14 protein-coding genes are annotated in these 13,928 nt (G+C 59.2%); 7 read left to right on the top strand and 7 right to left on the bottom strand.

What is annotated here, in order from left to right; translation table 11 throughout:
* Positions 1-76 precede the first annotated feature (76 nt).
* The 3 genes from CWI66_RS08030 to ydiJ are packed head-to-tail and all read left to right on the top strand — an operon-like array spanning position 77 to position 4,635.
* The gene (locus CWI66_RS08030) at positions 77-1,330 is read left to right on the top strand and encodes a dicarboxylate/amino acid:cation symporter (RefSeq protein ID WP_100731400.1); all 1,254 of its coding nucleotides are present in this window, start codon (positions 77-79) and stop codon (positions 1,328-1,330) included.
* Between the two features lie 36 nt (positions 1,331-1,366).
* Positions 1,367-1,525 (top strand): hypothetical protein, encoded by a 159-nt coding sequence (locus CWI66_RS17990; RefSeq protein WP_157808960.1) that lies wholly within the window; start codon positions 1,367-1,369, stop codon positions 1,523-1,525.
* A gap of 14 nt (positions 1,526-1,539) precedes the next feature.
* Positions 1,540-4,635 carry a D-2-hydroxyglutarate dehydrogenase YdiJ gene (gene ydiJ, locus CWI66_RS08025; RefSeq protein WP_100731399.1) on the top strand — a complete coding sequence of 1,032 codons (3,096 nt, stop codon included), beginning with the start codon at positions 1,540-1,542 and terminating at the stop codon, positions 4,633-4,635.
* A gap of 76 nt (positions 4,636-4,711) precedes the next feature.
* On the opposite strand, the gene CWI66_RS08020 is transcribed toward ydiJ, so the two are convergent.
* The 6 genes from CWI66_RS08020 to CWI66_RS07995 form a co-directional block, all read right to left on the bottom strand.
* Positions 4,712-5,278: a phosphoribosyl-AMP cyclohydrolase gene (locus CWI66_RS08020; protein ID WP_081137627.1), complete on the bottom strand. Its 567-nt coding sequence runs from the start codon at positions 5,276-5,278 to the stop codon at positions 4,712-4,714.
* 154 nt (positions 5,279-5,432) lie between these two features.
* Complete coding sequence (locus CWI66_RS08015; protein WP_100731398.1) at positions 5,433-6,143, bottom strand: response regulator transcription factor; 711 nt, start codon at positions 6,141-6,143, stop codon at positions 5,433-5,435.
* Between the two features lie 5 nt (positions 6,144-6,148).
* The gene (locus CWI66_RS08010; RefSeq protein ID WP_100731397.1) at positions 6,149-7,741 is read right to left on the bottom strand and encodes a sensor histidine kinase; all 1,593 of its coding nucleotides are present in this window, start codon (positions 7,739-7,741) and stop codon (positions 6,149-6,151) included.
* A 51-nt stretch (positions 7,742-7,792) separates the two neighbouring features.
* Complete coding sequence (trpC, locus tag CWI66_RS08005) at positions 7,793-8,596, bottom strand: indole-3-glycerol phosphate synthase TrpC (RefSeq protein ID WP_100731396.1); 804 nt, start codon at positions 8,594-8,596, stop codon at positions 7,793-7,795.
* A gap of 8 nt (positions 8,597-8,604) precedes the next feature.
* Positions 8,605-9,624 carry an anthranilate phosphoribosyltransferase gene (trpD, locus tag CWI66_RS08000; RefSeq protein WP_026001760.1) on the bottom strand — a complete coding sequence of 340 codons (1,020 nt, stop codon included), beginning with the start codon at positions 9,622-9,624 and terminating at the stop codon, positions 8,605-8,607.
* Between the two features lie 36 nt (positions 9,625-9,660).
* Positions 9,661-10,248: an anthranilate synthase component II gene (locus CWI66_RS07995; RefSeq protein WP_100731395.1), complete on the bottom strand. Its 588-nt coding sequence runs from the start codon at positions 10,246-10,248 to the stop codon at positions 9,661-9,663.
* Between the two features lie 1,016 nt (positions 10,249-11,264).
* Between CWI66_RS07995 and CWI66_RS18560 the strand changes: the two genes are divergently transcribed.
* Positions 11,265-11,387 (top strand): hypothetical protein, encoded by a 123-nt coding sequence (locus tag CWI66_RS18560; protein ID WP_016914383.1) that lies wholly within the window; start codon positions 11,265-11,267, stop codon positions 11,385-11,387.
* An 89-nt stretch (positions 11,388-11,476) separates the two neighbouring features.
* Here CWI66_RS18560 and CWI66_RS07990 read toward each other — a convergent pair whose 3' ends face one another.
* Positions 11,477-11,962 (bottom strand): Lrp/AsnC family transcriptional regulator, encoded by a 486-nt coding sequence (locus tag CWI66_RS07990; RefSeq protein ID WP_016914384.1) that lies wholly within the window; start codon positions 11,960-11,962, stop codon positions 11,477-11,479.
* Positions 11,963-12,187: 225 nt separating this feature from the next.
* Here CWI66_RS07990 and CWI66_RS07985 point away from each other — a divergent pair, with 225 nt between their 5' ends.
* The 3 genes from CWI66_RS07985 to CWI66_RS07975 are packed head-to-tail and all read left to right on the top strand — an operon-like array spanning position 12,188 to position 13,889.
* Positions 12,188-12,553 carry a Dabb family protein gene (locus CWI66_RS07985; RefSeq protein WP_016914385.1) on the top strand — a complete coding sequence of 122 codons (366 nt, stop codon included), beginning with the start codon at positions 12,188-12,190 and terminating at the stop codon, positions 12,551-12,553.
* A gap of 21 nt (positions 12,554-12,574) precedes the next feature.
* The gene (locus CWI66_RS07980) at positions 12,575-12,997 is read left to right on the top strand and encodes a DUF2000 domain-containing protein (RefSeq protein ID WP_016914386.1); all 423 of its coding nucleotides are present in this window, start codon (positions 12,575-12,577) and stop codon (positions 12,995-12,997) included.
* A gap of 13 nt (positions 12,998-13,010) precedes the next feature.
* Positions 13,011-13,889, top strand: a complete 879-nt coding sequence (locus CWI66_RS07975; RefSeq protein WP_157808959.1) for a phenylacetate--CoA ligase family protein — start codon at positions 13,011-13,013, stop codon at positions 13,887-13,889.
* Positions 13,890-13,928 lie beyond the last annotated feature (39 nt).

Raw genomic sequence — 13,928 nt, 5'->3', positions numbered from 1 at the left:
TTAGCCAAAAGTGGTAGAGTGCGCGACGATTCGCTTTACGAATCGCTAACAATGGTTACCTAACAGGAGAATCGCCGTGCAGGAAACAGCACAGCAGGGAAAGTTTGCGTGGTGGCGCGGTATCGCGCTGTGGAAGAAAATTCTGGCGGGCCTGGCGCTGGGTATCGTGGCCGGGGCGTTGCTGGGCGAGACGGCCAGCATCTTCAAGCCGCTGGGTGATATTTTCATTAACGCGATCATGATGCTGATCGTGCCGCTGGTCTTTTCGACGCTGGTGGTGGGTATTACCTCCATGCGCGACCCGCAGAAGATGGGCCGCATCGGCGCGCGGACCATCGCGCTGTATCTGGTGACCACCGCCTTTGCCATCAGTATCGGCCTGATTCTGTCGACGCTGCTGCAGCCGGGCACCGGCGTGGGATTGAGCTTCGACGCAGAGGTGTCGCCCAACGAGGCGCCGTCGCTGATGTCCATTCTGATCAATCTGGTGCCGCGCAACCCCATCGATGCGCTGGCCAACGGCAACATCATGCAAATCATCGTGTTTGCCATTGGCCTGGGCATCTCGCTGACGCTGATCGGTGACAAAGGCGAGCCGGTCATGAAGGTCTTCGACAGCTTTGCCGAGGCCATGTACAAGCTGACCGGGCTGGTCATGGCGTTTGCCCCGTTTGGCGTGTTCGGCTTGATCGCCCACGTCTCCGGGCAATACGGGCTGGAGATCCTGCTGCCGCTGGCCAAGCTGATTGGCGTGGTCTATCTGGCCAGCATCCTGCACGTGCTGGTGGTCTACTCCGGGTTCATTGCGCTGATTGGCCGCCTGAACCCGGTGCGCTATCTGAAAGGCAGCCTCGATGCCATCGTCGTGGCGTTTTCCTCGGCGTCGTCGGCGGGCACGCTGCCGGTGTCCATTCGCTGTGCCCAGAAAAACCTGGGGGTCTCGGAAGGCGTCTCGGGCTTCGTGCTGCCGGTAGGGGCCACCATCAATATGGATGGCACGGCGCTTTACCAGGGGGTGGTGGTACTGTTCATTGCCCAGATGACCGGCACGGACCTCACCATGGTGGATTACGCCATGATCGTCGCTACCGGCACCCTGGCCTCAATTGGCACCGCCGGGGTGCCTGGCGCAGGCTTGATCATGCTGTCGATCGTGATGGCGCAGATTGGCCTGCCGCTGGAAGCCATTGCCGTCGTGGCCGGTATCGACCGCATCCTGGACATGGCCCGCACCAGCGTGAACGTGGCGGGCGACCTGATGGTCACCACCCTGGTCGGTAAAAGCGAAGGCGAGCTCAACGAAGAGACCTACAACAACAGCCGCACTTGATAGCGACATGAACGTCATGGGCATGCGCGTCAAGACATGCCCATCGAGCGCCCACCGCCCATGGCGGCGGGCGCTTTTTCATGGCCGCTCGTCGGCGCTCTCTCTCGGTCTCGCCAGCGCCAACGGCCAGGCAAGATGCACGCCTGGAGTAGCTGGGGTAAAGTACGCTATTCCCCTATTCGCCCCCAGCAGTGACGGCTCGATTCACCATGATTGCATCCCTGGATACCCGCACGGCCCCCGCTGAACGTTTGAAGGGCCACTACGTCCGCTTCCTCGACGCCCTGCGCGCCCGCGGTTTCGAGGGCGAAATCGCCCCGGATTACGCCAACCGCACCGTGCTGGCCACCGACAACTCGATTTATCAGCGCCTGCCCCAGGCAGCGGTCTTCCCCAGGCACGCCGAAGACCTGGAGCGCTTGGCCAAGCTGGCTGCCGAGCTGCCCCACCGGGAAGTGGTGCTGACCCCCCGAGGTGGCGGCACCGGCACCAATGGCCAATCGCTGACCGACGGCATCGTGGTGGACGTTTCCCGCCACATGAACCAGATCCTCGAGATCGACGTGGCGGCCCGGCGGGTGCGGGTGCAGGCCGGGGTGGTCAAGGACCAGTTGAACGCCGCTCTGAAACCCCACGGGCTGTTTTTCGCCCCCGAACTGTCGACCTCCAACCGGGCCACCATCGGTGGCATGATTTCCACCGATGCCAGCGGTCAGGGCAGCTGCGAATACGGCAAGACCCGCCATCACGTACTGGCGCTGGATACCATCCTGCTCGGTGGGCAGCACCTGCACAGCCGCCCGCTGAGCGAGGAAGAGGAGCAGCAAGCACTGGCCGAGGAAGGCGTCCTGGGGAAAGTACACCGTACCGCTGCCACCATCATCGACCAGCAGAAGGCGTTGATCGACGCCAAGTTCCCCCCGCTCAACCGCTGCCTGACCGGATATGACCTGGCCCATCTGCGTGAGGACGGCCAGCTCAACCTGAACAGCCTGCTGTGTGGCTCCGAAGGCTCGCTGGGCTTTCTGAACGAGGCAGTGCTGAACGTGATGCCGATTCCGAAGCACGCGACGCTGGTGAACGTTCGCTATGCCAGCTTCATGGATGCGCTGCGCGATGCCAAGGCGCTGATGGCCAGTAGCGCTCGCCCTACCTCCATCGAGACCGTGGACGACACGGTGCTGCAGCTGGCCATGGAAGATTTCGTCTGGGACAGCGTGGCCGAGTTCTTCCCGGCGGGCAGCACGCCCATACAGGGCATCAACCTGATCGAGTTCAACGACGACGACGCTGATAAACTGGCCGAGCGGGTGGCGGCGTTTACCCAGCATCTTGGCCAGGACACCCGCGTCGAGCGGCTGGGCTACACCCTGGCGGAAGGCCGCCCGCAAATCCAGAAAGTCTACGCCATGCGCAAGCGCTCGGTGGGCCTGCTGGGCAACGTGCAGGGAGAAAAGCGCCCGCTACCCTTCGTGGAAGATACCGCCGTGCCGCCGGAACACCTGGCCGAGTTCATCGCCGAGTTCCGCGCGGCGCTGGATGCTCGCCAGCTCTCCTACGGCATGTTCGGCCATGTGGATGCGGGGGTGCTGCACGTGCGCCCGGCACTGGACATGAAAGACCCCGAGCAGCAAGCGCTGATTCGGGAGATTTCCGATGAAGTGGTCGCCCTGACCCAGAAATATGGCGGGCTGCTGTGGGGTGAACATGGCAAGGGCGTGCGTTCGGAGTATGGCCCCACCTTCTTTGGTGAGCTGTACCCTTGCCTGCAACAGATCAAGGCGGCCTTCGATCCGCATAACCAGCTCAACCCCGGCAAGATCGCCTCGCCCGCTGAAAATGCCCCGCTGATCGCCAGACAGAGCGACCCGGAACTGCTGCGCGTGGATGGCGTAACGATGCGCGGCCAGCTGGACCGCACCATCGACGAGCGCGCCTGGCAGGCTTACGACGCAGCGGTTTACTGCAACGGCAACGGTGCCTGCTACAACTACGATGTGGACGACCCCATGTGCCCGTCGTGGAAGGCCACCCGCGACCGCCGACACTCTCCCAAAGGCCGTGCCAGCCTGATCCGTGAATGGCTGCGCTTGCAGTCTCAGGCAGGCATCGACGTGGTCGAAGAGTCGCGCAAGAAGAAGGCCGAACGCAGCTGGGGCTTTATCAAGAGCTTTCCCAGGCGAGTGATGAACACCCTCAGCCGTCAGCAGCACCACGACTACTCTCACGAAGTGTACGATGCCATGGCAGGCTGCCTGGCGTGCAAGTCCTGCGCAGGCCAGTGCCCGATCAAGGTCAACGTGCCTCAGTTCCGTGCGCAGTTCCTGGAGGTCTACCACGGCCGCTATTTGCGCCCGCTGCGCGATTATGTGATCGGGGGCACCGAGTTCATGCTGCCCGCACTGACCAGGATCGCCCCTCTATACAACGCCGCCCTGGGGCAGCGCTGGGTCACCCAACTGATGCACAAAGGGCTCGGCATCAGCGACTCCCCCACGCTCTCCCGCGCCAGCGTGAAAAAGCAGCTGCGTGCCTGGGGGGTGGCGGAAGCCACGCCTACGTCACTGGCCCTGCTCACCGAGCAGCAGCGCGCGCAGAGCGTGATCATCGTGCAGGACGCGTTCACGACTCACTTCGAAGCCAGGCTGGTGATGGATGTCGTAGAGCTGCTGTCGCGGCTGAACCTGCGCGTGTTCGTGATGCCGTTTTCCGCCAACGGCAAGCCGCTCCACGTACAAGGCTTTTTAGGTGCCTTCGAGCGCACCGCGGCCAAGCAGGCCAGGCGCCTGAGGGCGCTGAGCGAGTTCGACGTGCCCATGGTAGGCATCGACCCAGCCATGACGCTGACCTATCGCCAGGAGTACGTCAAAGCGCTGGGCAGCGAACAGGTGCCCACGGTGCTGATGCTGCAGGAGTGGCTGGCTACCCGTGTCAACACGCTCAATCCCAGCCCGGTGAAGCTGAATGACCCGGGCTACAAGCTGCTTTCCCACTGCACCGAAAAAACCAACGCGCCGGGCAGCCCCAAAGCGTGGCAGCAGGTGTTTGCTGCCTTTGGCTTGCAGCTGGAGCTGGCCACCACGGGCTGCTGCGGCATGTCGGGTACTTACGGCCATGAAAGCCGTAACGTCGCCACCTCCAAAACCATCTACGCCCAGTCTTGGCAGCCTCAGGTAGAGGCCGAAGAGAACGCAGGCAAGTTGCTGGCCACCGGGTACTCGTGCCGTAGCCAGGTGAAGCGTTACTCAGCGCAAACGCTGGCTCATCCGCTTCAGGCGCTGCTCCACTGCCTGCGTAGCCAATAACCGCCTCGAACCGCAACGCGAAGGGCCTGCTGTCTCCAGCAGGCCCTTTGGTTTTCAGGCGTTCGCCGCTAATCCGTTAGCTCTCTTCCTGCTGATAAGGCAGCGAAGAGTGGTGCAGCACGATGCGCAAGTTGCCTTCGTCATCCAACTGATAGCCCCAGGTCTTGTCGACCGTGGTGACGTTACCATCGCTGTCGGTCATGGCCACATGGCCCATGGTGAGAGCCGTATCACCACTGATGAAAATGGCCGCATTGTCGATCTCCACTGCTTGCCAGCCTTTCAGCGCGAAGCCGCTGTCTTCTGCGAACTCATCGCTATGGCCCACGAAGTAAGCCAATGCGCCATCAGCCGTGGTACGGAAGGTTTGTGGCTCACTGGCCAGCGTGGGCTTGAACAGCACCGGGCCCATCTCATAGCCGTAGGCTTCATCGATGATCGTGCTGGCCAGTTCGCGGGCCGCATCGATGCCGTCGTTTTCATAGGTGGTGGCAATCGCCACCAGCGCCTCACCCCACGCCTGCTGAGCCTGCTTCACCTGCTCGGGGGTAATGTCTCCCCCCAGGTGGGTTACTTCGGTGGCCTGGGCCAAAGAAGCGGCGCCAAGCCCTAACGCGGTACCGAGTAGAATTTTTTTCAACATGGTGTCGTCTCCGTGTATGCGGCGGTTACAGCTGTTGCGATGTGATATGCAACAGGGATGCCGTTCACTATACGGGGCCAACACTTACATTCAGGTCACCAGAGTATTAACAGAGCGCGAGTTTTAGATTAATACAAGGTGAATAACCGCCCCGTCACGGGGAGGGCGCGGGGTCCAGACGGTAGCCAAAACCGCGCTGGGTCGTGATCAATGACTCCCCGGCACCATGTACGTCCAGTTTACTACGCAGTCGCCGGATATAGACATTGACGATATTGGTCAGCGGGTCTTCGTGGGCACCCCAGACACTGGCCAGGATGCGCTCTCGGCTGTACAGCTTGCCGGGCGTACTCATCAGCAGTTCGAGGATCGCCAGCTCCTTGGGTGTCAGCTCGATCCGCTGGCCGCCCCGGGTCACGCTACGCTGCTCACGATTCAGGCACAGGTCGCCCACCCGCAGCTCGTTCACTTCCTGGCTGGCCGGGTGGCCCCAGGAACGGCGCTGCAGGGCGGCAATGCGCGCCAGCAGCTCCTCGAAGGCAAACGGCTTGACCAGATAGTCGTCGGCCCCGGACTCCAGACCCGAGACACGGTCCTCAATGCTGTCCAGCGCGGTCAGCATCAGAATGGGGAACGCCACCCCCGCCGTGCGCAAGCTGCGACAGATATCGGTGCCGGTGATGTCCGGCAGCAGCCGATCCAGAATCACCACCGGCTGCCGATCGGGCTCCCGGGCACACTGGACGAGGTGCAGCAGCGCCACCCGCCCTTCACTGAACGCTTCTACCTGATAACCTTCGGCCGCCAGGCCTCTGCTCAAGAAGTCGCGAATCCTGGGGTCATCTTCGATGACGACTATATGCATCCTGATTACCTCATGACGCTCAGCGCGGGGCCCGCCTGGGCGTGCACCGGCAGTTGCAGCAGCGCCTCACAGCCGCCTGCAGGGGCTGCCCCCAGGCTGAGCGTACCTCCATGTAAACGCGTCAACAGCATGGCAATGGCCAGCCCGACGCCTTGCCCATCGGGGCGGTGCGAGCGCGCCTTCACGCCGCGGTAGCCGCGCTCGAACAGCCGTGGAAGCTCGTCTTCCGCCACCCCGATACCATCATCACGCACCCGCAATGCCCACACTTGCTTGCCTTGCAGCACCTCAGTGGTAGCGCTCACCTCCACCATGCCCCCCGCATGGGAATAGTGCACGGCGTTATCCAGCAAAATACCGCATATCTGCTGTAACCGCTGAGGGTCTCCCAGCACCGTGGCCTGGGCAGTGACGTCTCCTTGGAGGGCAATACCACGCAATCTGCCTAACGTCGAAGCCTGCTCCATGGCATCGGCCAGCGGCACGCAGGGGTCCAGCAGCTGGCGTTTCACCTGCCACTCGACGATATCGCTGCGCGCCATGGTCAGCAGGTCGCTGATCACGTCCGAAAGCCGCTTGGCATCGCTGGCGATTCGCTCCAGGGCCTGGCGGTACTCGGCTTCGCTGCGCATGCCGCCGCGCAGGGTGATCTCGGCTTCACCACGAATCGACGTGGTGGGGGTGCGCAGCTCGTGGCTGATATCCTCCAGCAGCTGCTGGCGCTGCTGGCCTAATTGGCGCAGGCTATCCAGCGCCGTGGCCAACTCCCGGGTACGCACGGCTACCAGGTCTTCCAGGTGCTGCTGGCGGTCCTGCTCCGTCTGGCGATGTTGTCGCAGCTCGTCGGCCATGAGGTTCATCCGCGTGGCAACATGGCCGAACTCATCGCTCATGCGCTCATCCAGCCGATGGGCAAGATCGCCACGCTGGAACGCCTGGGCACCGTTCACCAGCTCCCGAACCGGCCTCTGCAGGGCACGGGCAAAATAGCCGAACACGGCCATGATGGTCAGCATCAAGGTGAGCGTGGCGCCAACCGCCAGGGTGATCAGCTGCTGCAAGGAGTGGTCGGCGTCGCTGCGCTGTTGCGCCAGCAGCGTGCGCTCCCTGGCCAGCGCATCGTAAAGCACCATGCGCAGGCTCTGGCTGTCGACCAGCTCGAACTGCTCCGCAGCAGGAATCATGGAAGTCGCCAGCACTGCCCGTTCAAGGGCGTGAAACAGTTTATCGAAAGTCGCCAGCGCCGCCTGGCGCTCTTCGACCAGCGCAGCGGTCAGCTCACTGGAGGGCTGCATCCTGGCCGCCAGGCGGTCGCTGTTGACATGCAAACGTTCGAGATGGGTGTGCATCTCGTGAAGAATGAAATCGCGCTCTTGCACGTCGGCAGGCTGATCGCCCTGTTGAGCGTTGGCCAGCCAGGTGCGCAGCTGGTTCTTGCTATCGGAAAACGCCAGAAAACCCGCGTGAAGGTCACTGGAAAGCCTGCCCAGCTCTACCTTCTGGCGGGCACCGTCGATGGCCCACACGGCCACGCCGCCCTGAGCGAGGGTCAGCATGATCAACACCAGCAGTGCCACCAGCAGGCGACGCTGAAACATCGGCAGCTCTCCTGAAAACCGCTTTCCGCAGCGCTTTTTCGACCCCCAGGATCAGAAAAACAGACGCTTCAATGCAAGGCCCGGGTCCTCTTCACGCATGAAGGCTTCCCCTACCAGAAAACCGTTGACGTCGTGATCACGCATGCGCTCCACATCGTCACGGGTATGAATCCCCGATTCGGTGATCACGGTGACGCTGTCCGGAATGCGCGTCAGCAGGTCCAGTGTGGTATCCAGGCGGGTATCGAAGGTATGCAGGTTGCGGTTATTGATGCCGACCAGCTTGAGATTCAGCGCCAGAGCACGCTCGAGTTCATCGGCATCGTGCACCTCGACCAGCACGTCCATGCCCATGGCGTTGGCCTGCTGATGCAGGTCCCGAAGCTTCGCATCATCCAGCGCCGCCACGATCAGCAGGATACAGTCTGCGCCAATGGCTCGCGCTTCCGTCACCTGATAACCGTGGGTAATGAAGTCCTTGCGAATGACCGGCAGTTCGCAGGCATCCCGCGCGGCGATCAGATAATCTTCGTGGCCCTGAAAAAAGTCGGCATCCGTGAGCACCGACAGACAAGCGGCGCCGCCCTGGGCATAGCTGCGGGCTATGTCGGCAGGGTGGAACTTCTCGCGCATGACCCCCTTGGAGGGGGACGCCTTCTTCACTTCGGCAATCACCGCAGGATCACCCACCTGGATGCGCTGGTTCAACGCCTCGATGAAGCCGCGCGGCGCGCTCTGCTGACCCGCCAGTGCCAACAGGTCCTGTTCGGAAACCGCCTGCTCGCGCTCGGCGACCTCCTGGTCCTTGCGAGCCAGAATGCGCGTGAGAATGGTGGGAGTAGCCTGCTCTGTCATGGCGTTGATCATCCTTTGAAAACACTGGTGAAGTGCGAAAGCTCTCGGAGCTTTTCGAGGGGCAATTTGGAGGCCTGCGCATCCTGGGCCACCATCACGCCCTCTTTCAAGCTGTCGGCTATGCCGGCACAGTAGAGCGCGGCACCGGCGTTCAGGGCCACGATATCTGCCGCGGCGCCTTCGCCACTCAGGGATGCCTTTACTAACCGCAGGCTATCTTCGGCACTGGTGGCTTTCAGCGCCGCCAGGCTCTGGCGCTCGATGCCCAGCGCTTCGGGGGCAATGGTGTAGCGGGTGATCTCACCCTCTTTCAGCTCGGCCACCTGGGTGGGAGCTGCCAGGGAAATTTCGTCCAGGCCATCATCGGAGTGGACGACCATCACGTGGCGACTGCCCAGTTTGCGCAGCACTTCGGCCATCAGCGGCACCAGTTCGGCGGAATACACGCCCAGCACCTGATTGGGCGCACCGGCCGGGTTGGTCAACGGGCCAAGAATATTGAACAGCGTGCGCACGCCCATTTCACGACGCGGCCCAATCGCATAGCGCATGGCCGGATGGTGGTTGGGGGCAAACATGAAGCCGACCCCCACCTGCTCGATACAGCGCGCCACTTGTTCCGGCTTCAAATCAAGGTAGATGCCCGCGATATCGAACAGGTCCGCACTGCCAGATGACGAGGAAACGCTGCGATTACCGTGCTTGGCCACATGGGCACCGGCTGCCGCCGCCACAAAACTGGCCGCCGTGGAGACATTGAACAGATTGGCGCCGTCACCGCCGGTGCCGACGATATCCACTACGTTATCGGCATGCAGCGTGACGCGCTTCATCAGGTCGCGCATCACCTGGGCGGCGGCGCTGATCTCCTCGGCGCTCTCACCCTTCATGGCCAGCCCTACCAACAGGCCGCCAATTTGTGCATCGGAGGCCTCGCCGGTCATGATCTGGCGCATCAACGCGTGCATGGCATCGAAAGAGAGGTCTTCGCGGCGCATCACCGCGTTAATTGCGTCTCGCATTTGCATGAGCAGATAAGCCCCTAAAGCGTATGAATTTGGCGATCAGCCGCGTCGCAAGAAATTGGCCAATAACGCATGGCCCTGGCGCGTGAGTATCGACTCCGGATGAAACTGCACGCCCTCGACATCCAGGGTGCGGTGACGAAACCCCATGATGAGCCCCGGCGTCACGTCACTCTCTGCGGTCCAGGCGGTCACTTCCAGGCAGTCGGGCAAGCGGTGCTGGTCGACCACCAGCGAGTGGTAGCGCGTGACTTCCAGCGGATTTTCCAGACCGTCAAACACCCCGACTCCACCATGCACCACCGCAGACGTCTTGCCGTGCATCACCTGAGGAGCGCGCACCACCTTACCACCGTATACCTGCCCGATGGCCTGATGACCCAGACAAACCCCAAGAATGGGCAGTCGGCCCGCGAAGTGTTCGATGGCAGCCAGCGAGACGCCCGCCTCATTCGGGGTACATGGCCCCGGCGAAATCACCAGATGGGTAGGCGCCAGCGCTTCCATCTGCGCCAAGGTGATCTCATCGTTGCGGTAGGTCATCACCTCGGCATTCAGCTCCCCCAGGTACTGGACGATGTTGAAGGTGAAGCTATCGTAATTATCGACCATTAAGACTTTATTCATGACAACCCTTTAATTTTCTGATGAATTTTGCCATGAAAGCCTGCCTGTTATACACGCCATTATACACATCGAACGTGGAGTTCAGTGGAACGTGGGCCATCGGACACCCCTGAGGGCAGGTTGAAACAGAACACATCACGCCATACTCTTGCAACGTACATAGCAAGGGGCTGAAGTGGCAAAGGGGCGACAAGTAAACTCTAGCGGGCACCGGCAACAGCACGATGCGCAATAGTGAGGGAGGTCAAGGTCATCCGGCAATCTCCTTGGGTCCTGGAGCCGCCGTGACAGAAAGCTATCTACAGAGCCTTGCCTAGCGGTACGACGGCAAGGTACGGGGCGAGGCCGCAACGATACGCCGCTTCCTATTGGAAGCGCCACCACTGCTGAGCAACATTGACCGATGCGGTACGGGCCATGGCAGATCGAAATTCATTCAATTGATTATAAGAGCTGTGCAGGCACCAAGGCTCCCAAAGCACCCTCAGGCTTTCATGATAACACAGCCCCTCGGCCCCTCGTCCACTACTTGCCCACAGAACCGCCAATCCGTATTATCGCACTCTCCTCAGGCTATGTCCCTTCTGCGGTACCCACAGGCCCTCACCGAGCGGCAAGCGGAGTGCTCCCAATGACATAACCAGCTGATTAGCACGCCTGCCCCCACCTGTGCATGTCCGTGCTTTACGAACATAATGAAGGGCTCGGTTTCACCTTTACGCTCGGTCTGAGTAGCCTTGAGGTCAACAAAGTATATATAGGACCGAAGTACTCCCTCGCCCACTGCAAATCTAACCTTGAGATAGTCAACTCAAGAAGATCCGTTGTCATGTTGCTCTATCAGAAAGCTGAGAAGGCCTAACCGGCTTAACCTCCCGGACAAAACCAATCGAAACGGTATGGATGCAGCGCCAATGCAAGGCCAATTAGACCATCCATAAAACACCAGACACCAAATGGGTCTTGATTAAGGAACCAAGGCGTAGGACGCTGATCGTTGAGCACAGACCAACTAGGTGAAAGTCGAGGTCAATGCGGTGTTTCGCGGCATCGTGCTACCCGTCGAAAGCAATCCACTGAGCGCCCAGACCAGTGATCTGTTCAGCGTCGAGTTCGAAGCGCCGACTTTAACCGCCTGAGAATCAGCTAGCCGAATGCGGCTGCTCGGCGCCACCCCTGATGGAGAGCGATTGCAAGCCACTCTTGGCTAGGCGCGACACAGGCCTCTTCAAACAGCTCGCAGACGTTTGACCGGGAATGAGACGAAAGGCTTAATTTCCTTGAGCACGAACATGCTCTGCATTTCCTTGATGCCAGGCAGCTGCCGAACACTGGACATCGCAAAATCAGCGAATGAATCCAGGTCAGAAGCCACCACCTGCAGCAGGAAATCGGCGTCACCACCGATGCTGTAGCACGCAACGACATCCTCAAGTTGCATGACTTCCTGCTCGAACTTCCTAGCCTCAGATTCACTGTGGCGGTCGATTTTGATCCGTATGAAAACCATGACCCCAAGCCCGATCTTTCGGCGATCCAAGACTGCACGGTAGCCCTGAATGTAGTTTTGATCTTCCAAATGCTTCACTCGACGCCAGCACGGAGATGCAGACATGCCGATCTGATCGGCCAGCATTTGGTTGGTGATCCTGCCATCTTGCTGCAGCGCGGTCAGAATTTTGACATCTGTCAGACTTAACGCTTGATCGGTCATATTTTTCACTCATCAGCGAATTTCTGGTAAATCCTACCATTCCTGATATGACTTGCAACAAGAATAGAAAGCACTTTTCCGACCCTATCAATTAACATTTTAATCCAGTTGCATAAGACTAAATAACTGCCATGCTGCACTGAGTGCTAAGCACTTTATTTTAAATACCAAGTTGATCGGAAAATTAGATAATCGCGTTTACTAGGCGAGACATGAGGATGAGAAATGATTTTCCACCTAGTGGCTTTTAAGCTTAATAGCTCTTTACAGTGGTGTGACAAAGAGGTCATCGAGGCAGAGGCAGCGACTCGCGAACATCCAAAACATATTAGCGAAATACGTGGTTGGCTTTGCGCCCGGAATATAAGTCCACGCGAACAAGCCATGGACTTCGTTGTAATGGGACTATTTGAAAACCAGGAAGACCTTTCTGCATATTTAATCCACCCCAATCATCAACAGGGCGTCCAAAAGTGGAAGAAAATTGCCAACTGGAAAGTGGTTGATATTGAGCTCGGCAGCGACACAACAAGGTTCTTTGGGTTATTGAACGCTCTGGTTGGCGTCAGCGGGAAACTCGTGCAGAGCTGATTTTTAAAAAAGGAGAAGCCAATGAATTTTGATGCAGCCACCCACAAGTGCGTCATCGTAGTCGACAAGGAGCTGGGGCTAGGGCATGCGGCTAATGCTGTTAGCGTCATAGGTGTCAGCATGGGACGCTCGGTAGAAAACCTGGTAGGGCCAGACATGCGAAGTCAGGATAACGTGAATTACCCCGGCGTCATCTACACCCCCTTGCCAATACTGCTCTCCAGCAAAGAAAAGCTGCGCGAAATACTTGTAAAAACACTGGAGGAGGATGAGATTCACAACATCCCGTTCAGTGCCCTGGCGCAATCCTGTAGAACCTATCAAGAGTACGAAGAGCGCATGTCAGCAGCCGATAGCTCTTCCATTGAACTGGTCGCCATTGGACTGGTCGGCTCCAAAAAAAAGATCACCAAGCTAACTGGCAGTCTTCCGCTATTCAAGTAACAAGGGGGCCTCAATGTACGCCTTATTCAAGCCTGATCTTCTGAAGCTGGCTCATACTGTTTATCATCAACACGAGCTATTTGAGAATGGCAAAGTCTCCGCTGACGAGTTAAACAGCATCCAACTTGAGCGGCTTAAAAGCACGCTTCGCTATGTCAGGGAATATGCGCCTTTTTATCGTACTGCACTGTCCGCCATGTCTGATTCAGACATAGATGATCTGAACTGGGATGCATTTCGTAAATTGCCATTCACTACGAAGAGTGATTTGCGCACAGCCGGGCATGAGATGGCTGCTGCGCCGCTGACTGAAGCCTGGATCTACTATGAGACTACGGGCACCACTGGCGCAGCCACCCCATGTCCTCGCAACGAGCAGGACTCCATCTTCAACAACAGCCCGCTGATACTCCGTTATGGCGAGATTTTCCGCGCCCACGGTTCTCAGCATATTATCGGTGTAATGGGGCCTACGGAACTGCATTCGACTGGAGATACTTTCGAGGATGTGTGTCGCAGCTTGGGCCACACTGTCGTGAAAATGTGGCCGCGCTCACCCACTGTAGGGCTGGACCGGGCCGTGACGCTGATCAGGGAACTGAAGATCACCGCGCTAGTCTGCACACCAGCCATTGCCATCAGCCTAGCCAAACATCTGCTCCAAAGAGATTGCCAACCTTCCCACTTGGGCGTGAAGCTGATTTTTACCCTAGGCGAGCTCACTACGCCTGCCCTGCTGCGAAATATCGGTGAGGTTTGGGGTAGTACCATCTACAACTGCATGTATGCGTCACAGGAGTCATCAATCCTTGCAGTGAGCAACATTCAAGGAAACCTCTGCACGGTTCCCTTAAGGAAACGCTGCATAAATCCCGTCGGAGCTGCCTCATAGCCACCGACGAGGTAAAATCTGACCTGTCGTCCAACACCC

The sequence above is a fragment of the Halomonas sp. 141 genome (assembly GCF_002810305.1).
Classification (GTDB): domain Bacteria; phylum Pseudomonadota; class Gammaproteobacteria; order Pseudomonadales; family Halomonadaceae; genus Vreelandella; species Vreelandella stevensii.
The sequence above is the reverse complement of the archived record's forward strand: the minus strand, read 5'-3'. Positions and strand labels throughout refer to the sequence as shown.

Bases quoted from the DNA above. Each gene is read 5' to 3' on its own strand.
- CWI66_RS17990 (WP_157808960.1), top strand. From the start codon at position 1,367: ATGCCCATCGAGCGCCCACCGCCCATGGCGGCGGGCGCTTTTTCATGG.
- ydiJ (WP_100731399.1), top strand. From the start codon at position 1,540: ATGATTGCATCCCTGGATACCCGCACGGCCCCCGCTGAACGTTTGAAG.
- CWI66_RS08020 (WP_081137627.1), bottom strand. From the start codon at position 5,278: ATGTTGAAAAAAATTCTACTCGGTACCGCGTTAGGGCTTGGCGCCGCT.
- CWI66_RS08015 (WP_100731398.1), bottom strand. From the start codon at position 6,143: ATGCATATAGTCGTCATCGAAGATGACCCCAGGATTCGCGACTTCTTG.
- CWI66_RS08010 (WP_100731397.1), bottom strand. From the start codon at position 7,741: ATGTTTCAGCGTCGCCTGCTGGTGGCACTGCTGGTGTTGATCATGCTG.
- trpC (WP_100731396.1), bottom strand. From the start codon at position 8,596: ATGACAGAGCAGGCTACTCCCACCATTCTCACGCGCATTCTGGCTCGC.
- trpD (WP_026001760.1), bottom strand. From the start codon at position 9,624: ATGCAAATGCGAGACGCAATTAACGCGGTGATGCGCCGCGAAGACCTC.
- CWI66_RS07995 (WP_100731395.1), bottom strand. From the start codon at position 10,248: ATGAATAAAGTCTTAATGGTCGATAATTACGATAGCTTCACCTTCAAC.
- CWI66_RS07990 (WP_016914384.1), bottom strand. From the start codon at position 11,962: ATGACCGATCAAGCGTTAAGTCTGACAGATGTCAAAATTCTGACCGCG.
- CWI66_RS07985 (WP_016914385.1), top strand. From the start codon at position 12,188: ATGATTTTCCACCTAGTGGCTTTTAAGCTTAATAGCTCTTTACAGTGG.
- CWI66_RS07980 (WP_016914386.1), top strand. From the start codon at position 12,575: ATGAATTTTGATGCAGCCACCCACAAGTGCGTCATCGTAGTCGACAAG.
- CWI66_RS07975 (WP_157808959.1), top strand. From the start codon at position 13,011: ATGTACGCCTTATTCAAGCCTGATCTTCTGAAGCTGGCTCATACTGTT.